This is a genomic window from Nitrosomonas sp., from assembly GCF_022842015.1.
GTDB lineage: Bacteria > Pseudomonadota > Gammaproteobacteria > Burkholderiales > Nitrosomonadaceae > Nitrosomonas.
In genome coordinates, this window is the sequence record NZ_JALHQJ010000033.1 from 1 (window position 1) to 25,316 (window position 25,316).

Below are 25,316 nucleotides of genomic sequence, written 5' to 3' on the forward strand. Positions count from 1 at the left end.
CCTTCATGGTTAACAAATACCTGGGTTTTATATTCCAGCCGACGAAAGGCTGCAGAATGGATGATGCGATCCCGATCGCGCTGAAATTCACTGCGACCGGATGGTAATTCCTCATCAATCTCACGCCCTCGAGAATTTTCACAAGACACAGCATAAACAGCGAGTTCATTCATTTGACATACATGCCAGAATCGTCTCATTTAATATTGCCGGCGCTATATCCGCTCTCATCACCGCTTCACCTATCCGATTAAGCACGATAAAGCGTGATTTACCAGCTTCCACTTTTTTATCCAAAGTCATTAGTTGCAAATATTTCTCCGCTGGCATTTTAGGCGCAATAACTGGCAATTCTGCCTGTAACAAAATTTTTCGGATACGGTGAACATCAGCTTCGCTAATTAGTTTCATGCGGCGTGATAATTCAGCTGCCATCACAGTTCCTGCTGCCACGGCTTCACCATGCAACCAAACACCATATCCCATTCCATTTTCAATCGCATGGCCAAAGGTATGGCCCAAATTCAGCAACGCCCTGATTCCCTTTTCCTTCTCATCTGCAGCCACTATTTCCGCTTTGTTTTCGCAGCTGCGTTGAATGGCTTCATTCAATATCACCGGATCACGCGCAAGCAAGCGATGCATATTTTGCTCCAGCCATTCAAAAAAAGCGGGGTCGCGAATCAAACCGTATTTAATGATCTCGGCGAGTCCGGCACGTAACTCTCTAATAGGCAGGGTATTTAAGGTTGCGCTATCAGCCAATACCATACGTGGCTGATAAAAAGCACCGATCATATTTTTGCCCGATGGGTGATTGATCCCGGTTTTCCCGCCCACGGAAGAATCCACCTGCGCCAGCAATGTTGTCGGTATCTGAATAAAGGGCACACCGCGCAGATAAGTTGCCGCAGCAAAACCGGACAGATCACCGATTACCCCCCCACCCAGTGCCAATATCGTAGTATTTCGCTCGCAATGATTTTCCAGCAGCGCATCAAAAATCAAATTTAAAGTTTCCCAGTTTTTGTGAGCTTCACCATCTGGAAGAATAATCGGAACGGAGCTAACGCCTTTTTCTTCCAATGCGGCACGTAGCTTATTCAGGTAAAAAGGGGCTATGGTTGTATTACTTACGATAGCTACCCGTTTTTGCGGCAAACAGGAAACGATCAAGTCAACTTGTTGCAAAATTCCATAACCTATATGTATCGGATAACTGCGCTTCTCCGATGAAGGGGTAAAATCGACCGCGATGGTCTGCATGGCATTTCCACGATTGTTCTGCATGATTGTATTGAAATCTATAGAGATTAATCTGTTTATCAGTTTTTGTACCAGAAAACGAACCCCTTGTTTGCCGCTATCAATGATGACATGAGCGGTTTCACGATACAGCGCATCCCGTTGCACATAGAGTTCATTCAATCGTGCATATAAGTTTTCAGTCGTTTGCAGCAATGGTCTATTTTTATCATGGCGGGTGCGTCGATATAAATCATTAACCGATGCACGCAAATAGATGACAATTCCACTTTGTCGCAATAACCGGCGGTTCTCTGCGCTCAATATTGCACCCCCGCCAGTAGCCAGAATGATATTTCTCTGCTCTGACAATCCAGCCAAAACTTCCGATTCACGCTTACGAAAACCAGCCTCCCCTTCGATTTCAAAAATCACCGGAATCTTTACGCCCGTTCGCTTTTGAATCTCGTGATCGGAGTCAACAAAGATCTTGCATAGAGAATTCGACAATACCTTACCAATCGTCGTTTTCCCAGCACCCATCATCCCCACTAAAATTATATTGGTATCTCCCAATTTTTTCTGAATGGGTTGCAGCATTTTTGTTTTACTCGAATTCATACCTGCAATTGTAGCTGAAAACCCACACATTGCACGAAGCAAGCCGCTAGCAGGCAAGTTACAAACAGGACAAACAGTATTTTGTGGCTAGCAACATGCATTGACATCAGGCGCTATGAACCTGAATCTTCTCCAGAACTGGTGAAGCAAATCATCTCATTGCCTTAGTAATATCACATGCCGAAGGCAACTTTGCTCAGTTTTCTAAAATCTAAGTCTCAACACTCAATACCCGGCGAATCTCATCCGTCTTAAAGCCCAATGCCATCGGACGGCGCACACGGGGCAAGGTAACCACATCATACAACTCCTCAACCACGCCTTCGATGCGTAACCAGTGGACGATGTCTCCACTGCGCAAATCGATTATTTGAACGCCGCAACGCGCTTCCACATTGCGCGATTTAAGATTGTCATCCAACGCCAAGCCGCTGAACGTCTTGTTCTCACGTGGCTTGGACAAACCCACCAAAGCAAAATCTCCATGAAAACTCAAACCGCGCATATAACCTGGGCAAAAGCACAACGGTTCAAATCGCCCTGATTCCAAATCGACATAACCGAATTCCCCCGTGCCGGAATTAAGCAACCACAATCTGCCATTGTGCCAGCGTGGCGAATGCGGCATTGATAATCCACTGCAGACAACTTCATTGCGCGGCACGTCGATAACAATACCGCCCTTAGTCCGATGTTCACGCCAACCATCGGCCACATCACATTGGCCGACCGCAGTCACATACGCCGGTTGCCCATCTCTCATCGCCAGACCATTCAAATGACAACGATCTTCTGCTGCCAATTTACTGATAAAAAAAGGCTGCCAGAGCGGCTTAAAACTATGCGTTTCGCTCAATGTCGCCAAACAACCAAACAACGTATTGACGAACACCAAGTGGCCATCACTATCCACCGCCATGTCGTGAATATCCAGATCACCCGTGGTATAGCCCATCTGCGGCACATACAACCGATCAAAACCATCCTGCTGCTGCCCGACCTCAAATACATTTTCAAACCGCCACACCTGATACAAACTGCTCATGTACAAACCATTCGGCGTCGCGCACAAACCCATGCAACGGTTAAAACTACGTTCAAATACCGAAAGCCCGTTGTCAGGCTTTAAGCCAATAAAATACAGCTTACCAACCTGATAGGTAGTCAAAGCAATTGATAATTTTTGCTCGGCCAACCAGGACAACATTTGCCGGGAAGTACTGATTTCCAGCATCGGAGTCGGAGCGGGTGCGGCAGCAGCCTCGTTAGTATCCATTTTTATCCTGAGACGTTTAAATTATAATTTGAGAAAATCAATTTTGTTGAGATTAACGAGTCGTTAAAAATCTATTTTTAAGCAATCGATGCAAAGAAAAAAGCGCACTTTATACATAATGAATGAGCAGTCAAATCACCGGAAAATCCGTCGCCACATTCACGCCGACCAATACCACCGCATCCCCTTGCGTATAAGTATGGAAATTGCCATGAATACCGCCATCCGTCCAACCGCTGTTCAGCCCAACCACACTATCTCCTGCATTGCCTTTGATTTTCAGCGTATTCGTCTCACCCGATAGATCAATGACATCCTGCGCGGTCAAGGTCAGCATGTTGTCACCCGTACCATATAAAGCAATGGTCTCGATGCCATGAATTTTATCGACTACGCTGGGCAGATCCAGATTGAGTCCACTACCAGACAATCCCAGCGTATCGGTACTTGAACCGCCGTCAACAAACTGAAAGTTATCATCCGATATGCGAATGTAATCGTTACCCGCACCGCCATCGAACGAATCCGCACCGCCACGGCCGATCATGCGGTCGTTGCCGCCACCTCCCACAAAACTTTCTGCAGCGGAGGTGCCAGTTAAAATATCATCGCCAGACGTACCGAAAAAATCAACCCCGTCGCCAGTAAAGTCGCTTCTGCCAAATATGATGTAGCTGGAACCGGAAACATCTCCGTTCGGATCGGCTCGCTCAACGCCGACAATCAAATCATCAAAACCGTCTCCGTTGACGTCCCCCGCACTGCTGACGGAAGGAATTGCAGAATAACCGTCACCGCCATTCAGGCGAAAACCGTTACTACCGCCAAGACCGGATAGATTCATCACCGCATCAAAACCGGATGCGCGCCCAAATACTACATAGCCGTAATAAGAACCGGAGCCAAGAGCACCAATAATCACATCATCAAAACCGTCTCCATTGATATCCCCTGCACTACTGACGGAATGACCTGTTGTATAACCACTACTATCATTCAGGCGGAAGCCATTACTGCCGTCAAGACCGGATAAATCCATCGTGGCATTAAATCCGGACGCCTTGCCAAATAACACGTAGCTGTGGTTGGAGTCGGAGCCACGAACATCAATAATCAAATCATCAAAGCCATCCCCGTTGACGTCTCCCGCACTGCTCACAGAGTGGCCTGAGTCATCATACGCTGATTCACCATCCAGGCGAAAACCGTTAGCTCCATCCAGACTGGATAAATTCATCGCCGCATCAAATCCGGATGCCTTGCCAAATAACACGTAGCTGGAACCGGAATCATTACCATTCGAATTTGCACCAGGAACACCAATAATTACATCATCAAAGCCATCACCGTTGACATCCCCCGCACGACTGACGGAATAACCTGAAAAATCATATCTTGCACTACCATTCAGGCGGAAACCATCATCACCGTCAAGACTGGATAGATTCGTCACCGCAGCAAAACCGAATGCTTTGCCAAATACCACGTAGCTGGAACCGGATCCATTACCATTTGGATCAGCAGAACGGGCGCCAATAATCACATCATCAAAACCATCACCGTTCACATCTCCCGCATTGCTGACTGAGTGGCCTGAATCATCATACGCTGCTTCACCATCCAGGCGAAAACCGTTAGCTCCATCGAGACTGGATAAATCCATCGCCGCATCAAATCCGGATGCCTTGCCGAATACCACGTAACTGGAACCGGAGAAAACACTCGCGCCACGAGCACCAATTATGACATCATCAAAACCGTCGCCATTCACATCCCCCGCGCTGCTAACGGAATAACCTGAATAATCATACTTCGCCCCCCCATCCAAGCGGAAACCATTACTGCCATCCAGGCCGGATAAATCCATCGTGGCATCAAATCCGGATGCTTTGCCAAACACCACGTAGCTGGAACCGGATCCATTACCATTAGGATCAGCAGAACGGGCACCAATAATCACATCATCAAACCCATCGCCGTTGACGTCCCCCGCGTCACTGACGGAATGACCTGAATAATCATATCTCGCCACCCCATCCAGACGAAAACCGTTGCTACCGTTGAGGCTGAATAAACTAATAGCATTATCTTCCACAAAATCCGTGCTCACAGCCACATCGATCTGCAACACGGCTTCATGTTGAAAGTGAATGTAAGTACGAACATCACCTTGGATACCGCCATCCACCCAACCGCTGCCAAGTCCGGCCACGCTATCCCCGGCATCGCCTTTTATTCTCAGGGTATTGGTCTCATCCGACAGATTCAGCACATCCTGCATCGACAGGATCAGCTTATGATCTCCATTACCTGTCATGTCAATGACTTCGATACTCTGCATCTTGTCTCCGGCACTGGATAGATTCAGATCAAAACCGCCGCCAGCCAATTCCAGGGTATCGAAACCGGTGCCGCCATCGACAAACACAAAGCCCGCATCCGCGATCTGCATGACATCATCCCCCGCTCCGCCTGCGAACGAGTCCGCCCCGCCTCCACCGATCATCCGGTCGTCGCCATCAAACGTTACAAAACTCTCCGCAGCGGGAGTGCCGGTGAAGACATCATCCCCGGACGTGCCCAGGAAATCAGGTCCGCCGATAAAGTCACTGCGGCCAAAGATCACGTAGCTGGAACCTGAATTTTTGCCATTCAAATCAGCACCGGGCGCACCGGCAATCAAATCATCGAAGCCATCGCCATTCACATCCCCGGCGCCACTGACCGATGTAACCAGGATACCTTTTTTCGCCATCCCATCCAGCCGGAAGCCTTCGTCACCTTCAAGATCGGATAAATCCGCTACCGCATCGAATCCTGAAGCCTTGCCAAACATCACGTAGCTGGAGCTGGAGCCAGCAATACCAATGGTGCGGTCCTGTTCATCAGGGTCAGCGATAATCAAATCATCGAACCCGTCCCCATTCACATCGCCCGCGCCACTGACCGATACACCCGAATAATCTCTTTCCTCATTCAAGCGAAAACCATTACTGCCATCAAGACTGGATAAATCCATCACCGCATCAAAACCTGACGCTTTGCCGAATACTACGTAACTGCCCCCGCGAGTGTAGCTATAACCATAATAATAATCACCTACCCGAATTCCCTGGGTGCTAATAATCAAATCGTCAAACCCATCCCCGTTGACATCTCCGGCATTGCTGACCGATCCAGCTAAAATATCGTACGCTCCCCCCTTCATGCGAAAACCGTTGCTGCCGTCAAGTTCCGATAGATTCATCGTTGCATCGAATTCCGTCGCCTTGCCGAATACCACGTAACTGGAACCATAAGCGCCAGGAGCTCCAATAATCACATCATCAAAACCATCGCCGTTCACATCTCCAGCACTGCTGACTGAAGAACCTGACCGATTACTTAATTCTCCATCTAAACGAAAACCATCACTGCCATCAAGTGTGGACAGATTCATCGCCGCATCAAATCCGGATGCCTTGCCAAATACCACGTAGCTGGAGCCCTTATCGAAATCGGAACCGTCCGAATCAGCACGAGGAGCTCCAATAATCACATCATCAAAACCATCGCCATTGACATCCCCTGCACTGCTCACAGAGCGGCCTGATTCATCATGCGCTGCTTCACCATCCAGGCGGAAACCGTTGTTGCCATCAAGGCTGGATAAATCCATCGCGGCACCAAATCCGGACGCCTTTCCAAATACCACGTAACTGGAACCAGAATCACTCCCATTCGGATCAGCAAAGGAAGCGCCGACAATCACATCACCAAAACCATCGCCATTCACGTCACCCGCATTGCTCACAGAGCTTGCTCCACTCAGGCGAAAACCATTACTGCCATCAAGAGTAGACAGATTCATCGCCGCATCAAATCCGGATGCCTTGCCGAATACCACGTAACCAGGTCCGATAATCACGTCATCAAAACCGTCTCCATTGACATCCCCCGCACTACTAACAGACCTACCTGAATAACCATACGTTGCTGTACCATCCAAGCGAAAACCATTGTTCCCATTCAAATCGGACAAGTTCATGTGACCGCCATTTACAAAATCCGTACTCACAGCATCCGCAACCATCAACACCGCTTCATCCTGAGTGGAAAACATATGAAATTCACCCTGAAAACCGCGATCCACCCAGCCACTGTCCAAGACAACCTGATCGCCGGCATTACCCTTGACCATCAGAGTATTATTGGCGTTTCTCGGTAGATCGAGCATATCTGCCGCCGTCAGTGTTAATGTATTATCCCCGGTACCGCTTAAGTCAATAATTTCAATGCCGGCAATCTTGTCACCCACAACCGTCAGATCCAGATTTATTCCACTGCCATCCAGAGCCAGCGTGTCATTCTCCACGTTCTCCGGATCAAAATTGCCTCTGCCACCGCCGTCAACCCGCAAAAAATCCAGATCGGACACCCGGATGGTGTCGTTACCATCCCCCCCACGAATCGTATCCGCACCCCCACCGCCGATCAGTGTGTCATCGCCATCGCTTGCATAAAAAATTTCGGCGGTCGGCGTACCCGTACGGACATCATCGCCAGGCGTACCAAGATATGCTGCCGAGCCGGTAAAATCACTACTGCTGAATACCACATAACCAAATTTGGCAGTACCGGCCATCAAATCATCAAGGCCATCCCCATTCACGTCTCCCGCGCCACTGACAAAGCTAACTGAACCGTTCAGGGGTATCAGATTGACCGTAGCATCAAATCCCGATGCCTTACCGAATGCCACATAACTGCTGCCGTATCGATCCGCGACCATCAAATCATCAAAACCATCTCCATTCACATCCCCTGCAGGGTTGAGCTTGCTACTTTCATCCAAACTAAAACCATTACTACCATCAAGATCGGATAGATTCATCCTGTTTCCGAATCCGGATGCTTTACCAAACACCACGCGAAACCCGACAATCACATCATCGAAACCATCCCCGTTAACATCTCCCGCATTACTCACAGATGAACTCCCAGGCTCGTTCATATCCAGACGAAAACCGTTGCTGCCGTTTACAGCAGATAAATTCATCACTGCATCAAATCCCACAGCCCTACCAAATACCACATAGCTGGAGCCATACTGATTAGCACCAGGAGCACCAATGATTACATCATCAAAACCATCGCCGTTCACATCTCCCGCAGCGCTGACCGAAGCACCTGCCTCATCTCTCCTGAATCCTCCATTAAGACGAAAACCATTACTACCATCAAGGCTGGATACATCCATCGCCGCATCAAATCCCGCAGCCTTGCCAAATACCACATAATTGGAGCCTTCGTCATCGAAAATGGAACCGTTCAGATCAGCATCACTATTACCCAGGATTACATCATCAAAACCATCGCCGTTGACGTCCCCCGCATTGCTCACAGTGCGTATTACTCCATCCAGATGAAAACCATTACTGCCATCAAGTGTGGACACATTCATCGCCGCCCCAAATCCCCCAGCTTTGCCAAACACTACATTGGTACCTTTGCTGCTTGAACTAAAGATCACATCATCAAAACCATCCCCATCCACATCCCCTGCGTCACTGATTTCTGCGAATCGGCCCCCTCCCCACAAGCGAAAACCATCAATGCCGTCAAGATCGGTTAAATGCATCGTCGCATCAAAACCCGTTGATTCACCAAACACCACGTAAACGGAAGCCCTATCAAGGCTGACCATCACATCAGCAAAACCATCGCCATTCACATCGCCCGCATTACTGACCGAACGTAAGGAACTTCCTGCCTCCATATCCAGACGAAAACCATTGCTGCCATCAAGATCAGCTAAATTGATACTGGTTGTTATTGCCATTTTTGCCTCCAAAATAAGAAGAGATTTGCAGGTCATCCATCACTACTGAATTAATTCACCGTCATCTTGGCCCTGAACCGGGTGATTTGATGATTGTGTTGTTGCGCACCAGCAGAATTCCACCATGCACACCGCAAGTTGTTAATTTAAATTAGCTTTAAAGAATATCTTGACAAGATTAGGCACTGTGACACAAAAATACTTGAATGTAAATTCAGATAATCTGACAGCATGCATAGGTTCTGCAAGAGACCGAACAGCACTTGAAATATTGCGGAAAGATTGTTGAAAATGCATTTAATGCAAGCAGTTTCCATGCAAAAACGGGGCAGAAAACACAAGCTTTCTGACCCGTTTCTAACACCGGACGGCAGTGCGGATTGTTTTCTTAAACGACTCGTTAAATCACCGGAAAATCCGTCGCCACATGAATGCCAATTAACAGCACTGCCTCATCCTGCGTATAGGTATGAAAATTGCCATGAATACCGCCATCAACCCAACCGTTGCTCAGCCCAACTACGCTATCTCCCGTGTTGCCCTTTATCTTCAGGGTATTCGTCTCGTCCGACAGGTTCAATACTTCAGCTGCAGTCAAAGTTAATGTATTGTCCCCGAGACCATATAAACTGATGGTCTCAATACCGTGAATCTTGCCCTGCACGGTACTCAAATCCAGATTAAAACCACTGCCGGCCAATCCCAGAATGTCGGTTCCCGAACCGCCATCGACAAGCTGGAAACTTGCATCGCTTATACGAATGTAATCATTGCCAACACCGCCATCGAACGAATCTGCGCCGCCTCGGCCGATCATGCGGTCATTTCCCGCGCCACCATCAAATCTTTCAGCCGCTGAGGTGCCGGTAAAATTATCGTCTCCCGCCGTACCAGGAAAATCGACTTCATTGGTAAAGTCACTTCTGCCGAAGATCACGTAATTGTATTCAGCGGTGAAAGGACGATCCCTAACATTCAAGTCATCAAAACCATCGCCATTAATGTCACCTGCACCGCTGACCGTATAGCCGGAAGAATTTCGACCAACTCCATCCAATCGAACACCGGCGTTACTATCGAGTTCGGATAAATTAATCACAGCATCAAAACCCGAAGCCTTGCCAAAGATCACATAACTGGAACCCGATGAAAAGCCATTCACAGCCGCTGTGGGAGCGCTGACAATCACATCATCAAAACCATCACCATTCACATCTCCTGCATTACTGACTGAAAGACCCAAACTATCGCCTGCCGCTTCACCATCCAGGCGGAAGCCATTATTGCCATCGAGACTGGTTAAATCCATCGTGGCGTCAAAGCCGGAAGCCTTGCCAAACACAACATAGCTGGACCCGGATCTATCGCTGCCCAGACTAGAAAATTGATCCCCAATTATCACATCATCAAAACCATCCCCGTTCACATCCCCCGCATCACTTACTACCGATCTCGGCCCCACGCCATCCAAGATAAAACCATTGCTGCCGTTGAGACTGGTTAAATCCATCGTGGCATCAAATCCAGAGGCCTTACCAAACACTACGTAATTGTGACCAGCGCCTGGAGCACCCATAATCAAATCATCAAACCCGTCACCATTAATATCCCCCGCATTACTGATCGACCTTCCCGATCCATCGTTATCTGCCGCTTTCATACTAAATCCATTGCTACCATCAAGATTAGTTAGATCCAGCGCTGCACCAAAACTTGTTGGCTTACCAAACACTACATAAAGATTACTGGAATTAGCGTAGTAACCATATCCGTCGCCCCTAAAAATATATTGCCCAACAAATAGATCATCATAGCCATCACCATTGACATCCCCTGCACTAATGGCCGAAGTAGTATTCTGTTGAAGCAATCCTGTACTAGCATTGATCACACGGAAACCATTAGCGCTATTATTCAGATCATCTACGGTCATTGCTGGATTAAAACCAGCTGCTTTGCCAAACACAACATATTTGAGTTCACCAGAGTCACCACGAATGCTGACAAACAAGTCATCAAAACCATCGCCATTGATATCTCCCGCCTGACTTCCGAATGCCCCATAATAATCAATTAGGGCAAAGCCGTTGCTACCATCGAGACTGTTGAGATCCAACTCTCTATCAAACCCCGAAGTTGTACCAAATACCACGTAAGTCCCGGTAGTAAAATCGCCAAAACCATCGCCATTGATATCTCCCGCTGCCGTGACCATTCGTCCCTCAGGCAGGCGAAACCCATTGCTGCCATCGAGACTGGATAAATTAATATGGTTAATTGTCATGATCAATGCTCCTTAGAAAAAATCTAAAAATTATAATTGGTTGAAACCGATTTTTTTCTTCAAGGGCTCACTAAATTTTTTACTAGGTATTGCATCGACATTTTATTGATTCCAAATAACAAGGTGTTGCAGCTAGCCCATAAACTAAAAAATTCTTCTTTATCATTTTCACTATAAATTTAGCGAACCAATGGCAGTGCTGATTAACTATCAGAGTATTCCACTCCATAGCCATAATCCCTTTAATTTAAATTAACTTTTAAAGAAATATTTCACTGGACATAGCACTGTGGCACAAAAATATTTACCTGTAAATACGGGGCAATTGCTTTTCTTTCAATAGTTCTTTCAGCAACTTAAGTAGCACTTAAAGTGTTGTCTGCAAGCCTATGAAAGAACGTATTGAAGATAGGCAAAAGCTCAGTTTAGGTTGAAAAAATGATGGGTAGTGTAAATTTAATTGTGTCTGGAGTAGGCATGTTGGATCTGATTTTGACAAGGAATCGCGTCATTGATTATCCTGGCAACAATGCTTGCTTTCATCACACTATCAGCTGTAAGAAAATCGCCAACAATAAAATCATTCAAACCATCCCCATTCAAGTCCCCTGCACTGCTGAGCGAAAGATTCCTTAATTCAGATGTTGTCGGGCCATCTAAACGAAAACCATTGCTGCCATACAGGCTAGATAAATTTATATAACTCATATGCTTACCAATAATACCGAGAAGAAATGGCAATGCGCCAATTTCGTGTGTGACTATCCTTATTACTGGAGGAGCTTTGACACTTAACCCGTCAATCCCGAGCATCCTTTTCAGGCTTGTCCGATAGTTGCGGCTTGTGCGTTATGCTTGGTTGAGTCTCAGTTTGCTTAGGTTCGTGTTTGCGTACAAACCAGGAAAAGAATAGCGGAACAAAAATCGTAGCGACAGTGGTCGCCATGATCATGCCGCCAAAAACACCGGTTCCCATCGATTGCCGCGCTGCCGAGCCGGCGCCGGTGGCGATTACCAACGGAACCACGCCCAGTATAAACGCCATCGAAGTCATTACGATCGGGCGAAAGCGCAGTTGCGCGGATTGAATCGCTGCCTGTGTAGCATCCACACCCTGCTTCATTCTCTGACTGGCGAACTCAACCAATAGAATCGCATTCTTCGCCGTCAACCCGATCAACGTCACCATGCCGATTTGAAAATAAATGTCATTCGGCATACCGCGCAGCAAAATCGCCACCAATGCACCCAACATCGCAAAGGGAATCGCCATAATGACGGCCACAGGCAATGCCCAGGTTTCAAACTGCGCGGCCAGAATCAAGAAAACCATCACGACCGCAAGACTGAAAGCAAAGATTGCTGCCGATCCTAGTCTTTTTTCCTGAAATGCGGCGCCGGTCCAGGCAATTTGATATCCTTCCGGCAAGGTTTCAGCCGCAATGTGTTCGACCAGCGCAATGGCTTCGCCGGAACTGACGCCGCTGGCGCCGCTCCCCATGATTTTCGCCGCCAGCAGACCATTGAATCGCTCCAGTTGTTCCGCACCGACGATGTCTTTTACTGTGTTCAAGGCTGACAAGGGCACCATCGAACCGGATTCCGCGCGCACGTAAACTTTCCCCAAGTCCTCCGCTTTCATACGAAACGCGGCCTCGGCCTGCAATTGCACGCGATACGTCCGTCCAAAGCGATTAAAATCATTCACATAGAATGTCCCCATGGTGCTTTGCAGCGTGTCATAAATATCCCCGATAGCGACACCTTGCGCGATGGCTTTAGCTTCATCCACTTCGACAAAATATTGCGGTACCGACGAACGCAAAAATGAATTCACTGTGGCCAGCCTTGGCTCTTCCCTCAACGCCTGCATGAATTCATTCACAACCACGGATAACTGCGCAGTATCTGAGCCCCCACGGCTCTGCACAAATAATTCAAATCCGCCGGTACTGCCCAATCCCCGTATTGCCGGTGGATTAAAAGCAATCGCCAGACCATCCGGCTGCTCGGCACCTATTTGAAATATCTTCTTGACCGTTTCTTCCGCGCTGACCGTGCGTTCCGACCAATCTTTCAAACGCAGAAATATTGTCGACACATTCGTTTTGTTCCCGCCACCAATAAAATCCAGCCCATTTACTGCAAACTGAAAAATCACCGCAGGCTCCTTGCTCATCAGCTCAGCAACAACGGCATCAGCAGTCTGCACGGTTCTTGCCAGCGTAGCACTATCCGGCAAAATTACAGCTGCAATCACGAAACCTTGATCTTCCGCAGGAACCAAGCTCTCCGGAATATGCTTCACCAGAAACATCAATCCCACAATCACCAACGCAAAGATCAGTACGCATCTGATCGAGTGGCGCAGACTCAAGCCCACCATGCCGACATAAAATCTGCGCACTTGCTCAAAATGTTTGTTGAACCAGGTAAAAAAAACCGATTGACGATGTGCCGGTCGAAGTAAAACCGCGCACAAAGTGGGCGTTAACGTCAAGGCCACAATTCCGGAAATAACACCCGCCACCGCCACCGTTACAGCAAACTGTCGATACAACTCCCCGGCTATGCCCCCCAGGAATGCAACCGGAATAAAAACCGCCACCAGAACCATAGTCATCGCTACCACGGCACTGGATACCTGTTGCATCGCTTTGATCGCCGCATCAATTGGCGTTAGCTTCTCCTGCGTCATTAACCGCTCGATATTTTCCAGCACCACAATCGCATCATCGACCACAATGCCGACCGACAGCACCATCGCAAAGAGTGTCAAGGTATTAATCGAATAACCTAACAACCAGAGTCCGGCAAATGTGCCAATTAAGGAAATCGGAATGGCGATGATGGGTACCAGCGTGGCACGCCAGCTTTGCAGAAACAGATAAACCACCAGAACGACCAGCAGCATGGCCTCTGCCAGAGTTTTCACCACCTCCCAGATGGAGGCCTTAACAAACACGCTGATATCGTACGAAACAACGTACTGTACCCCTTCAGGGAAATAATGTTTCAGTTCATCCATCTTGGTTTTAACCGCCGCGGCCGTATCCAGTGCGTTAGCACCAGAACGTAAAAAAACACCAATGCCCAAACCGGGCTGTCCATTCAGTAAAGTCCGGGTCGCATAGTCTTGCGCACCCAGTTCAATCCGCGCAACATCTTTTAGATAAAGCACGCCGCGCGCCCCATCCGAACGCAAGATAATATTTTCAAATTGTTCGGGTTCTAATAACCGGCCTTTTGCAGTTACGGTATAAACCAATTGCTGGTCGGCCAACGCGGGTTCCTGTCCTATTTTCCCAACGGCCGGTTGCGTATTTTGCGCGCGGATGGCGCTGGCGACATCATTGGTTGTAATGCCCAACTGCGCCATCCGATCTGTTCTCAACCAGATTCGCATGGAATAGTCCTGGGCACCAAAAATTCTGGCTTCGCCAACGCCCGGCGCACGCCTCACGTCATCCAGAATATTGTTGGTGATAAAGTTGCTTAGGAATAGCGCTGTGTGCTGAGGATCCTGGGATGTCACCGCAAAAACCAACAACAAATCATTGGTGCGTTTCTGGATAGTAATACCGGTGCGCCTGACTTCATCGGGCAGACGTGCCAATGCAGTATTCACTTCATTGCTGACATTGAAGGTAGCACGATCGATATCGGTACCAATCTCAAACGTGACGGTAATCGTCAGGCGCCCGCTCGAATCAGCGCTGGAATTAAAGTACAGCAATCCTTCAATGGCGCTGAGCTTCTCTTCAATCGGTGCAGCTACTGTTTTAATAACGGTTTCTGCACTGGCGCCAGGGAAGTTCGCGGTCACAATCACCGTCGGTGGCGTAATCCTCGGATACTGCTCGATCGGCAATTGCATGGCAGCCGCCAATCCTGCAAGCACAATAATTATCGACAAAACCGATGCAAAAATCGGCCGCTCAATGAAAAATCTAGCCATAAGTTGGATTACTGATTATTAAGATGGTACATTGTCAGACGACGAAGATACCGCATCCCGTAATTGGGGCTCGACAATTTTACCGGGTGACAGTTTAATGAGATTATCCACGACCACCCGGTCCCCCCTGTTTAATCCATCCAGAATAATCCAATCCTTGCCGATCCAATCACCTGCGGTAACAGGGCGCTGTGTAACCGTATTCTGCTCATCGATCACGTAAACGAAGCGACCAAAATCCGAGCTCAAAACCGCAACCTGCGGAACCCTGAACACAATCTCGGATTCCCCGGCGATAACCCGGACCCGTACAAATTGACCAGGCAATATACGCTGATCAATATTGTCAAAAGTAGCACGTAATTGCTGTGTTCCTAACAAGGGGTCAATTTTACTGGCGGCAAAATTGATCTTGCCTTCTTGTTGATATTCAGATCCATCCGGAAGAATCATCCGCACACTACGCACATTTTTTTCGTTCAAATGTCCGCCAAATCTGGCCACTTCGTTATCAGAAAAGCTAAACCGCACCCATATCGGAGACAATTGCGCCAACGTTGTCAGTAGGCTGCTATTGGCAGACACCAACGCCCCTTCGGAAAATTGCGAACGCCCGGTCACACCACCAACAGGGGCTTTAACCGTAGTATAGGAAAGATTAAGTTGTGCTTGTTGCACACGAACTTTTGCAGCCTGCAGGGCGGCTTCTTCTATCGCCAAGTCCGTTGTGGTCAATTCATGAGCGCGCTGACTGACAAAATTTTCAGCCAGCAATTGCCGTTGACGATTCTCGTCGCTTCGGGCACGCAACACCCGAACTTCCTGTTCGAGCAACACTGCTCTGGTCTCGTTCAAGGCATTTTGAAAAGGCTCAGGATCAATTAAGAATAACGGCTGTCCGGCCTCAACCGCCGCCCCCTCATTATACAAGCGCTGAAGTATAATTCCGCCGACACGCGGGCGAACTTCAATCTCTTTCGCACCTTCAGTTTGCGCAATCGTTTCAAGACTCATGGGCATATTGACTGGTTCAGCAACCATAAATGTCACCGCAATGGCTGGATTCATTTCGACTATTGGTTGAGCTGGCTCATTGCTCCCACAGCCCAGCAACATAAAGCACGCTAGCCCATTGTAAAGAAAATGAATCCTCCCTTTTTTAACAAATTGTTGTGAAACTATCTGCATAGCAGGCAAGAAACAAAAATGATTCAGAAATATCAAAAAAATAGGAATCGTCACTCGAACAATTTGCTCAATAAGTTATAAATTTAGCATCCATCAATTATGGAAAAACCACAAAAGCATAATAGGGTTCTGTATAATGACTGTGATGATAGCTTGACGGACAATGTAGAAGTATTGCATAGATGAAGATAAGATATTCCTCATTATATTATTTTACCTGCCTACAGATACACAGTGGAGTGTTTGCACCGACGGATCTGTTTTATCAGATTGATCCTGACTATTGAAACTGGTGCCAATTACTCAATGCTGCATGATTCGATCAGCCATATTTATTTTTAATACTAGAAAATTAAAGGTGCATTAATATGCCTATCCATATTTTTATTGCCATATTGACTTTCTGCATGATATCGGTAGCAGTCAATGCTCAGGCATCCTTAAAGTTACCTGAAACGGTAAAAGTTGATCCAGCTGCGCTGACCAGTGAGCCCATGTGCGATCCAATCATTTCTGCCGCATGGCGCGAAGCCCAGGAAATTGAAGGCGTCAAAATTGAAGCATCCCCAGGTTGCAGTCCGGATAACCCCGCGTGGATCGTAGCGGCGGTCAAGGGAACCAATAATATCTCGATGGATACCTTGATGAAAACGGGGCTTTCACCCGATGCCATCATTAAAACCGATGATCTGGACGGCGATGGCGACCCTGACCGGATTATCATTAAACTGGAAATCATGGAGCTAAACGGCAAAACGCCAGATTTCCCAGGAGTGCTTCCAACCTTTGATATTGCCCCCGGCATTCAACCCGGCGCATGGGTTTTTTCCCCCAAGGCCAGCGGCATGTCGACTGAGAATTTTGAGAGCATCCGCGCCAATCCGCTGTTGAGACTCCCTTCACCGGTCATTCGCGTTGAAGTCGGTGATATCGTGCAAATCGTAGTAGAAAACACGCACTATTTTCCGCATAGCCTTCACCTGCACGGCGTTGATCACCCATTCTCGCATGGTGATCATGGTGGTCAAGACGGTGTGCCGCAGACCAGCGAAGTAGAACTGATGCCTGGCGAACGTCGCGTCTATGAATTCCAGGCACGCCAACCGGGTACCATGTTTTACCACTGTCACGTGCAAACGCATACGCATTTGGCGATGGGACTGGCCGGGATGATTATCGTGGAAGAAAACAAACCGAATAACTGGCTGCAAACCTTAAATATCGGTGCGGGTCATGTACGGCATCCCTCCGTTGCCGTGCGTGAGCAATTCGATCAGGAATATGACCTGCACTATCATGCAATGGATAAGCAGTTAGGGGAGATCATTCAGAAACATAACGACCCCAGACTCATTGCGCGTGATATGAACCGGCGTTATGACATTACCGATTCAACCGAAGATTATTTTACTCTGAATGGCTTGTCATTTCCTTATACGCTCAGGGAATCGCTCATCATTGTCGAGCCGGATCAAAAAATCAAACTGCGCCTGCTAAACAGTGGCGGCGAGCAAATTGCCATCCATACACACGGCCACCATGCCACGATCACGCATTATGACGGTGTAGAGCACAATCCAATGGCTCAGATCATGCGTGACGTGTTTGATATAGCTCCAGCACAACGTATTGACCTAAAGCTGGAGACTGTCAATGATGGCAAGCACAGCTACGGCGAAGGTGACTGGCTGATTCATGATCACCGGGAAAAAGGAATTACCACGGATGGCATGGCCGAGGGCGGTAGCATGAGCTCAATTGTCTATACATCCTATTTGGGTAAAGACGGCATGCCGAAGGTGAGTCATTTTGGCATTGATCTGAATAAATATTTCACTAAGGAATACTTCGAAGGCAGACTTCCCATCTGGCAGGATCTCGATGAATGGGCAAGCCTGGGATCACCTGCCGGACAAACAGGACTTGACGCGGCAACAAAAACCTCGTTGCTCGATGTACTCTACGGTTTATTGGCAGGGCTTCTGATCTATTTAATTTTCGCCAAATGGAGGCAAATTAAGCAAAGCACCACAGCAACGTTTGCACGTCTAAAAAGCTCCAAAGGGAGTAACCAATAATGGCTAAGACTACAACAATTATTCTCTTGCTTGCTGGCATCCTTGTTTTCAATGCCTATGCGATTGCACAACAGCAAGATAAACCTAGTGAGCACGATCAGCCTGACCATAGCGGTCATGACATGGATCATGATGCGCATGACGACCACAGCGGTCATAGCATGCAGCAGGACGAGCATGATCACAGCGGTCATAGCATGAGCAAACAGACCGGTCATGCAGCTGAGCATGGTGCCGCCGACGATCATGGTCATGAACACGACATTGATCACAGTACTCATGATACCGATACCCACGCTACGGAACATGGTGATCTCCATCACCATCACCACATGGATCACGATGACCACATCATGGATCACGAAGGCACCATGATCATGGGACAAAATCTGGACAAACTACCCAGCAGCTGTCAAAGCATTTCGGAAGAAGTTGAGATTACGGTACGTGCCGGCAGAAAGTATTCTGCAAAATTCCCTGGCACTGCTTTCGCATTCGATCAGCAACAGTGGCACGTGAAACCCTGCTCGAAAGTTACCTGGCATTTTATTAACGAGGATAGTGTCCGCCATCAATTTATGATGCACGGCCTCCCTAAATATCTCTATAAATATGGCATGTTCCATCTGGAAGTCACCGGCCCCAAAACCGTATCCGGCACGATTATCGTGCCGGGCGCCGATGACACCTACCTGGTACATTGCGATATTTCTCATCACATGGAAAAAGGCATGAAAGCGCAATTAGTGGTGGGAAAAGGCGGAAAAGACATTCCAAGTATTCCGGGCTTGACAGCTTACACTATCAACGACACCTACGAAGCGGAAAACCTGCCGAAAGTATCAGACAAAGCTGAGCAAAATGCCATAGTCAAGCAAATTACTGAATTCACAAACGATAATTTTCAAACTTATGGGATGATGCTGATCGGAGCACTCATCGGATTACTTCTCATACCGCTATTTAAGAAAATTCCATTGCGTAAAAAGAGTGACTGATGAGTAGTTGTACTATTCAGCTTTGATTTTTGAGTCAATCAGACGAACCCAATTTTCAAATTGTCTGATTGACTTGAGGTGCCCCTGAATTGATGTTGATAGTTAGTGTGTCTTCTTCGACCAGGGAAACCGAAAACCGCCTTTATCACTTTTCTGAGTATCCAGGCTATCCACCCCCGCACTTGAATCAGTCGATACCGGTGGATCATTCTTGTTTTGCTCATTCGTGTTGTGCTGACTTTGCACAACTGCCTCCGGAGGCTTAGTGCTGAGTAATTGATTAAGCTGCTGCGATAAATGATGGGCTGTATCAATACTAACCGCCATCCTGCTGGACAATTTCACATTGATCGCATCCGGCAATTTTTCGCCCGATATAGCCATTTGATTCAAAATGCTTAGGTTCTGTGGATCAAGAAAACCAAAATCGACAAGCACAACACCCTGCCCAGCATTCACAGTCGAAAAATTGGAATACAATGGCTGTCCCGCATGTTCATTCGGTAACATCTTGATACTAACCTTTTTCGTCGTTTGTTGTGTTTTCTCATTTTTGTCCGGAGTCAAAATTTCTTTTTCATCAGCCATGTGTTTCCCCAATTAAATAATATTAATCACATTAGCAAGTCGTTGAAAAATGTTTTCGCAGCAGCTGATGCAAGACAAAAAACAGGTAAAAAAGTGCAGTTTATGCCTAATAAATGAGCACTTTGAACTTGTTTTTAACACCGCAGCGGCAATGCAGTTAGTTTTTCAACGGCCTTTTAAACTACGCACCCGCTCTTAACACCAATTACCCAAACATAAAATTAGAAACTTCCCGCTATTTTTTTTGCAGCAATTGATTCAGTTGATGCGCTAAATTGTTTGCAGCTTCAATACTCAGAGCGATCCGGCACGACATTCTTGCTCCGACAGTATTCGGCACTTTCTCGCCCGAACGCACCAGTCGATTCAGCGTATGCATGGTCTGAGGATCAAGGAAGCCAAAATCCATAATAACAATTCCTTGCCCCCCCTGAACCGAAGCAAAATTAGAATATAGTGGCTGACCAGTATGCTCACCCTGTTGCATCCTGACATTGACCTGCATTGCTGCCTGGCTTCCGACTGCCTCCGCCTTATTCGCGACCGGCACCTCGTTTTGTTCAGTCATTACTCTTCTCCTGATTATGATGCAATTTTAAATACCGACACCTCTTGCAACCACTCAAAGTTCCATGCTATTCCAACATAATAGTCTGATTTCATCAACGGCAGGTACACATTTTTCCGAGAAATTCAATACTGCCAATCATCAAAAACATCGACTCGAGGTTCCTCCGATAGCCGTTTTTGATCTTTTAACCAGCGCTTGAAGTACTTGTCATCAGTCAGTTGTTGCAAATCCTGTTGCATCGCGATCAAGTCTCTCTCGAAACATGATTCCTCAGTTCTGAGACTGCGATGCAGGTTAGCTACACTCACCGTTTCATAGGATTTGAGGCCAAATTCATGACGCGCATCGTGACGCTGCTGTTGCAACTCGCTTTCTAATTCCTGGACTTGCTGTTTGAGTAACAGCGTCAACGCAGCAATTTTCTCTTCCGCCATTTTGGCAATGGATGCAATGTCCGTTAGTTCAGCCCGCAGTTGGATCTGCAGCAGGGCTACCAAATCACGGCGATCGTAAGCGGCATTGGCTTCGCTCATTAGCACTGTTTTTCGGTCACGTTCCTCGGAATCAATAGCGCGGTCGGGATGCAAGGCACTGGCCAGTTGCCGAAAAACCTTGCGCAGTGTGATTTCCGCCGCTTCCTGATCTGCTATGGCCTGGAGCTGAGCTGCGCTGGGTTTCTTTTTGCGAAACCGAGCCCGTTGCCGCGCTTCCTGTTCTGCTGCTTCCGCTTCTCGCAAACGTTCCATGCCTGCTCTAAATACGTCTTGCGCAGAGTCCAACGACTCGTCATCGGGCAGCGGTTCACCCAGCATATCTTCCATCATTTCACGCATGTCCATCATGGTGGCCTGCTCTTTCTGCTCCAAACTTTCTCTGCTGTGCTTATCGTGCAACGCTTTCATTTCCTCGTCCCCTTGAACAATCAGCTGCATGCTGAGATTGCAAAGTATGGTCGCGGCAATGCGTTGTTGCAGGGCACTTAAACCTTTGCGCTGCAATCGGCTATCCAGCAAAAGCACCATTTCGCGCACACACTGGTTATAGCGCTCACGCAATGGTGTCAGTTTCTGATGGTACACAGGGCGATGCGCATCACGCATCACCTGCATTTCAACCAGTTGCACTTTCAATTTATCAATACGCTCAAGTAGCCGGTTAAAGCGCTGTTGACTTGGTGATAACCGATCATTCTGCGGCGTCAATTTGAGTGCCGTCGCAGAGTCGCCTGAGGTTTTCTGATCTATATCCTCAATCTCGCTGGAAAATAAATCGGGCTGATGACGCATTTGTTGTCCTGTTAAATCAGTAGGTGAAATGAATACAATGCCATCAAGTTAAGCACACTTACACGCGTGTCTTACTAGTAGCCTATGAATATTTCTGTGAAATATTTCAGTCTTCACACTGCACACTTTCTAACCAACGAAACTCGATTGATGGCTAGAATGATTGAGCCATGAGGAAAAAACCTGTAAATTGACGTACCATTGATGACTCTATTGCTTCGTGACTCTCATGACCCGGATGACTAAAACACTTTCACCATTGCTGTATTATATTCTGACATACGGCTTTCTCGGCAGTTTTTTCCTTTTAACCGGCTGCCAATCATTCTTAACCCAAACAACGAAATCAACCAATCCAGCGGTTCGTTCATTGCCCATGCCGATTGCCAGCCATGAATACAGTTTCGATTCTGCCCGTGAAGATGTAGTGGGTAAATTACAAATCATCACCGCCCACGAGGACGATACACTTTCCGATATCGCTCGGCGCTTTAACCTGGGTTATGAAGAAATCGTCAGCGCCAACCCTCAAGTCGATCCCTGGTTACCGAAAGCAGGCACAAAAATCGTGATCCCAACCCAGTTTGTGTTGCCGGATGCACCACATCAGGGCATTGTGATCAATCTCGCCGCAATGCGGTTGTTTTATTTTCCACGAACCAAAGCGGGAGAACCACAAAGGGTCATTACGCATCCGGTCGGTATCGGGCGCGTGGAATGGAAAACACCGGAAGGCATGACACGGATCACCGCCAAGAACGAGAATCCCAGTTGGATACCAACCCCCTCCATTCGCAAAGAATATGCCAAAAACGGCAATCCACTTCCTGCCATCGTACCACCGGGACCTGACAATCCAATGGGTGCTTATGTACTCAGACTCGCCTGGCCGAGCTACGCCATCCATGGCACCGACAAACCACCCAGCGTTGGCTTACGTGGCAGTCACGGCTGCCTGCGCATGTATCCAGAAGACATCGCATTCATTTATAACGATGTGCCGGTAGGTACACCGGTTCGCGTGGTCAATCAGCCTTATCTGCTTGGCTGGCGCGATAACACGCTGTATTTGCAAAGCTATGCCATTTTAGAAGACGATAAGCGCAATCACACCACATTGCTTAAGAATTCATTGAGTGCTGCGCACGCATCGTCCAAAGCAAAGCTTGATTTACGGCCTCAGGTTCAGATCAACCAGGCTCTACTCAATGAAGTCATTCAGAATCCACGTACGATTGCGACGCCAGTCACACAACCTGAGTTGACACTGCAAGCCTACATTGATTTTGCAAAACGTGTACAAAACACGCTGCCGTTCAATGCAACCTGGGACGGAAACATGGATGGACATTTAACAGCAGCCGCAGTCATAGAGATGGCCGATAGAGACGAAGTTCGTACTCGATAAGTTCAGTACGTTTCCCTCAAGAATTCGGCAGCGCACATTCACAAATCAATTTGAAGGGGCTGCGATACATACGCTCATTTACTTTCTGATCCTGCTCCCGATGACTTTACAATCAAATTTAGCTCAAGCTGACACGCCGCCGATCCGACTATTGATTCATGGTGGCGCAGGCGGGATGGAGCGCGGCAAACTGACCGTGGAGCGTGAACAAGCGCATACCCAAGTGCTGACGCAATCACTGGCTGCTGGCTATGCCATACTCAAGGTCGGCGGCAGCAGCATTGATGCTGTGATTGCAGCGATTGCGGTAATGGAAGATTCACCATTGTTCAATGCCGGCAAAGGCGCAGTATTCACTCATGCCGGGCACATTGAACTGGATGCATCGCTCATGGATGGCGCTACACGCATGGCAGGCGCCGTCGCAGGTGTCACCACAATTCGCAACCCGATTCGCGCTGCACACGCAGTGATGACCCAGAGCGCCCATGTCATGCTGATAGGCCAAGGTGCCGATACCTTTGCCACCGAACAAGGACTGGAAATCGTCGATCCCTCCTATTTCCACACCGAATTCCGCTGGAAGCAACTGCAAAAAGCAATTACTGAGGATCGCATGCTGCGCGATCATGATGCCGATGTCGACCCCAATGCACCGCAATCCGGTAAGGATGAAAAACGCGGAACCGTCGGTGCTGTCGCATTGGATTATCATGGCAATCTTGCCGCCGGCACATCAACCGGCGGATTCACCAACAAACGTTTTGGACGCGTTGGAGACTCCCCCATCATTGGTGCCGGAACCTATGCGGATAACCGTTCGGTTGCGGTATCCGCAACCGGCACCGGAGAAATGTTCATCCGCGCCGCAGCTGCATTCAACACGGCGGCGCAGGTTCGCTTACTGCGCACTCCCATTGCCGAAGCAGCCGACAATGTGTTGGAAGAAATCGCCGCTATCGGTGGCGATGGCGGTTTGATCGTTCTCGATGCCAAAGGTCAATATACCATGCGGTTCAATACCAAAGGCATGTACCGCGGCGCTATCGGCAACGATGGCATTGCATGGACAGGGATTTATGCTGGGAATGAAATACCGCAAGAGAATTCCCGTAAATAACAGTCAAATATCTCCAGATTAACGGACAAAGAATCCACTAAGATGAAAAACTACCCAGTAAAACCCGGCAGCAAACTCCAGCTATTACAATGCGATCCCGACGATACCGGTAGTTATGAGAAAAGCAGGCAAGACAAGAAGAAAGCCAAAGCCGTCACAGAAAAATTAACCGACCAATTGAGCGAGCTACAAGAACGTTTGTACGCTAACGGTGACCGAGCACTGTTGATCGTATTACAGGGGATGGATACCAGTGGCAAGGATGGCGCAATCAAGCATGTGATGTCCGGTGTCAATCCGCAGGGATGCAAGGTAGTGACGTTCAAAACTCCTTCTGCAGAAGAGCTTGGTCATGATTTTCTGTGGCGCGTGCATCAGAAAGCGCCGGCCAAGGGACAGATTGGCATTTTCAATCGCTCGCATTACGAGGATGTGTTGATTACTCGCGTGCATGGGTTGATATCAGACAAGGCGGTCAAGCAACGGTTTAATCAGATCAAGGAATTCGAGGAATTATTATCCGAAAATGGTACGGTGATATTGAAGTTTTTTCTGCATATTTCAAAAGATGAGCAGAAAAAACGCCTGGAAGAACGCATCAACAATCCGGAAAAACGCTGGAAGTTTAACGCCGGAGATCTGGAGGAACGGAAATTCTGGAAAAATTATCAAAATGCGTTTGAGGCCATGCTGGCGGCCACCAGCACCGATGCCGCACCTTGGCATATCGTACCGGCCAACCACAAATGGTATCGCAATTTGGTCATCGCCCACCATGTCGTGAAGGCACTGGAGAGTATGAAGTTAAAAACGCCGCCGGCCCCCGCAGACATCAACTTTAAAACATTGAAGATTGAATAATTACAAATCTTTC

15 protein-coding genes and 2 pseudogenes are annotated in these 25,316 nt (G+C 47.9%); 5 read left to right on the forward strand and 12 right to left on the reverse strand.

Going from position 1 to position 25,316, the window contains the following annotated elements:
• From Q0C11_RS07795 to Q0C11_RS07835, 9 genes and pseudogenes are all read right to left on the reverse strand, one after another.
• Nucleotides 1-173 (reverse strand): annotated as a pseudogene (locus Q0C11_RS07795) (deoxyguanosinetriphosphate triphosphohydrolase); the annotation flags it as partial.
• The gene (gene aroB / locus Q0C11_RS07800) at nucleotides 166-1,266 is read right to left on the reverse strand and encodes a 3-dehydroquinate synthase (protein ID WP_293007021.1); all 1,101 of its coding nucleotides are present in this window, start codon (nucleotides 1,264-1,266) and stop codon (nucleotides 166-168) included. The pseudogene Q0C11_RS07795 and the gene aroB, both read right to left, overlap by 8 nt.
• A 60-nt stretch (nucleotides 1,267-1,326) precedes the next feature.
• Nucleotides 1,327-1,896: pseudogene (locus Q0C11_RS07805) on the reverse strand (shikimate kinase); the annotation flags it as partial.
• Between the two features lie 181 nt (nucleotides 1,897-2,077).
• Nucleotides 2,078-3,142 carry a TIGR03032 family protein gene (locus tag Q0C11_RS07810; RefSeq protein ID WP_293006999.1) on the reverse strand — a complete coding sequence of 355 codons (1,065 nt, stop codon included), beginning with the start codon at nucleotides 3,140-3,142 and terminating at the stop codon, nucleotides 2,078-2,080.
• Between the two features lie 130 nt (nucleotides 3,143-3,272).
• Nucleotides 3,273-8,963: a hypothetical protein gene (locus tag Q0C11_RS07815; RefSeq protein WP_293007000.1), complete on the reverse strand. Its 5,691-nt coding sequence runs from the start codon at nucleotides 8,961-8,963 to the stop codon at nucleotides 3,273-3,275.
• A gap of 400 nt (nucleotides 8,964-9,363) precedes the next feature.
• Complete coding sequence (locus Q0C11_RS07820; RefSeq protein WP_293007001.1) at nucleotides 9,364-11,247, reverse strand: hypothetical protein; 1,884 nt, start codon at nucleotides 11,245-11,247, stop codon at nucleotides 9,364-9,366.
• 456 nt (nucleotides 11,248-11,703) lie between these two features.
• Entirely contained in the window at nucleotides 11,704-12,060 is a 357-nt protein-coding gene (locus Q0C11_RS07825; RefSeq protein ID WP_293007002.1) for a hypothetical protein, read from the reverse strand.
• A complete protein-coding gene (locus Q0C11_RS07830; protein WP_293007003.1) occupies nucleotides 12,047-15,205 on the reverse strand; it encodes an efflux RND transporter permease subunit in 3,159 nt (1,052 codons plus the stop codon). Before Q0C11_RS07830 ends, Q0C11_RS07825 begins: the two co-directional genes overlap by 14 nt.
• 18 nt (nucleotides 15,206-15,223) lie before the next feature.
• Nucleotides 15,224-16,273 carry an efflux RND transporter periplasmic adaptor subunit gene (locus Q0C11_RS07835; protein ID WP_293007004.1) on the reverse strand — a complete coding sequence of 350 codons (1,050 nt, stop codon included), beginning with the start codon at nucleotides 16,271-16,273 and terminating at the stop codon, nucleotides 15,224-15,226.
• Nucleotides 16,274-16,761: 488 nt separating this feature from the next.
• Between Q0C11_RS07835 and Q0C11_RS07840 the strand changes: the two genes are divergently transcribed.
• Nucleotides 16,762-18,471: a multicopper oxidase domain-containing protein gene (locus Q0C11_RS07840; RefSeq protein ID WP_293007005.1), complete on the forward strand. Its 1,710-nt coding sequence runs from the start codon at nucleotides 16,762-16,764 to the stop codon at nucleotides 18,469-18,471.
• Nucleotides 18,471-19,469 carry a cupredoxin domain-containing protein gene (locus Q0C11_RS07845; protein ID WP_293007006.1) on the forward strand — a complete coding sequence of 333 codons (999 nt, stop codon included), beginning with the start codon at nucleotides 18,471-18,473 and terminating at the stop codon, nucleotides 19,467-19,469. The genes Q0C11_RS07840 and Q0C11_RS07845 overlap by 1 nt, the downstream gene beginning before the upstream one ends.
• A 102-nt stretch (nucleotides 19,470-19,571) precedes the next feature.
• On the opposite strand, the gene Q0C11_RS07850 is transcribed toward Q0C11_RS07845, so the two are convergent.
• The 3 genes from Q0C11_RS07850 to Q0C11_RS07860 all read right to left on the reverse strand — a co-directional run bounded on the left by Q0C11_RS07850 (nucleotide 19,572) and on the right by Q0C11_RS07860 (nucleotide 21,914).
• A complete protein-coding gene (locus tag Q0C11_RS07850) occupies nucleotides 19,572-20,057 on the reverse strand; it encodes a hypothetical protein (RefSeq protein ID WP_293007007.1) in 486 nt (161 codons plus the stop codon).
• Nucleotides 20,058-20,292: 235 nt separating this feature from the next.
• The gene (locus Q0C11_RS07855) at nucleotides 20,293-20,625 is read right to left on the reverse strand and encodes a hypothetical protein (RefSeq protein ID WP_293007008.1); all 333 of its coding nucleotides are present in this window, start codon (nucleotides 20,623-20,625) and stop codon (nucleotides 20,293-20,295) included.
• Nucleotides 20,626-20,750: 125 nt separating this feature from the next.
• Nucleotides 20,751-21,914: a hypothetical protein gene (locus tag Q0C11_RS07860; RefSeq protein WP_293007009.1), complete on the reverse strand. Its 1,164-nt coding sequence runs from the start codon at nucleotides 21,912-21,914 to the stop codon at nucleotides 20,751-20,753.
• A gap of 238 nt (nucleotides 21,915-22,152) precedes the next feature.
• Between Q0C11_RS07860 and Q0C11_RS07865 the strand changes: the two genes are divergently transcribed.
• The 3 genes from Q0C11_RS07865 (at nucleotide 22,153) to Q0C11_RS07875 (ending at nucleotide 25,303) form a co-directional block, all read left to right on the forward strand.
• Nucleotides 22,153-23,322, forward strand: a complete 1,170-nt coding sequence (locus Q0C11_RS07865) for a L,D-transpeptidase family protein (protein ID WP_293007010.1) — start codon at nucleotides 22,153-22,155, stop codon at nucleotides 23,320-23,322.
• 100 nt (nucleotides 23,323-23,422) lie between these two features.
• The gene (locus tag Q0C11_RS07870; RefSeq protein WP_293007011.1) at nucleotides 23,423-24,442 is read left to right on the forward strand and encodes an isoaspartyl peptidase/L-asparaginase family protein; all 1,020 of its coding nucleotides are present in this window, start codon (nucleotides 23,423-23,425) and stop codon (nucleotides 24,440-24,442) included.
• A 42-nt stretch (nucleotides 24,443-24,484) separates the two neighbouring features.
• Complete coding sequence (locus Q0C11_RS07875; protein WP_293007012.1) at nucleotides 24,485-25,303, forward strand: polyphosphate kinase 2 family protein; 819 nt, start codon at nucleotides 24,485-24,487, stop codon at nucleotides 25,301-25,303.
• The last annotated feature ends 13 nt before the right edge of the window (nucleotides 25,304-25,316 follow it).

Excerpts from the sequence above, each read along its gene's own strand:
- Q0C11_RS07875 (WP_293007012.1), top strand. The coding sequence starts at position 24,485 with ATGAAAAACTACCCAGTAAAACCCGGCAGCAAACTCCAGCTATTACAA.
- aroB (WP_293007021.1), bottom strand. The coding sequence starts at position 1,266 with ATGCAGACCATCGCGGTCGATTTTACCCCTTCATCGGAGAAGCGCAGT.
- Q0C11_RS07850 (WP_293007007.1), bottom strand. The coding sequence starts at position 20,057 with ATGGCTGATGAAAAAGAAATTTTGACTCCGGACAAAAATGAGAAAACA.
- Q0C11_RS07830 (WP_293007003.1), bottom strand. The coding sequence starts at position 15,205 with ATGGCTAGATTTTTCATTGAGCGGCCGATTTTTGCATCGGTTTTGTCG.
- Q0C11_RS07840 (WP_293007005.1), top strand. The coding sequence starts at position 16,762 with ATGCCTATCCATATTTTTATTGCCATATTGACTTTCTGCATGATATCG.
- Q0C11_RS07815 (WP_293007000.1), bottom strand. The coding sequence starts at position 8,963 with ATGGCAATAACAACCAGTATCAATTTAGCTGATCTTGATGGCAGCAAT.
- Q0C11_RS07820 (WP_293007001.1), bottom strand. The coding sequence starts at position 11,247 with ATGACAATTAACCATATTAATTTATCCAGTCTCGATGGCAGCAATGGG.
- Q0C11_RS07845 (WP_293007006.1), top strand. The coding sequence starts at position 18,471 with ATGGCTAAGACTACAACAATTATTCTCTTGCTTGCTGGCATCCTTGTT.
- Q0C11_RS07870 (WP_293007011.1), top strand. The coding sequence starts at position 23,423 with ATGACTTTACAATCAAATTTAGCTCAAGCTGACACGCCGCCGATCCGA.
- Q0C11_RS07865 (WP_293007010.1), top strand. The coding sequence starts at position 22,153 with ATGACTAAAACACTTTCACCATTGCTGTATTATATTCTGACATACGGC.
- Q0C11_RS07860 (WP_293007009.1), bottom strand. The coding sequence starts at position 21,914 with ATGCGTCATCAGCCCGATTTATTTTCCAGCGAGATTGAGGATATAGAT.
- Q0C11_RS07825 (WP_293007002.1), bottom strand. The coding sequence starts at position 12,060 with ATGCTCGGGATTGACGGGTTAAGTGTCAAAGCTCCTCCAGTAATAAGG.
- Q0C11_RS07835 (WP_293007004.1), bottom strand. The coding sequence starts at position 16,273 with ATGAATCCAGCCATTGCGGTGACATTTATGGTTGCTGAACCAGTCAAT.
- Q0C11_RS07855 (WP_293007008.1), bottom strand. The coding sequence starts at position 20,625 with ATGACTGAACAAAACGAGGTGCCGGTCGCGAATAAGGCGGAGGCAGTC.
- Q0C11_RS07810 (WP_293006999.1), bottom strand. The coding sequence starts at position 3,142 with ATGGATACTAACGAGGCTGCTGCCGCACCCGCTCCGACTCCGATGCTG.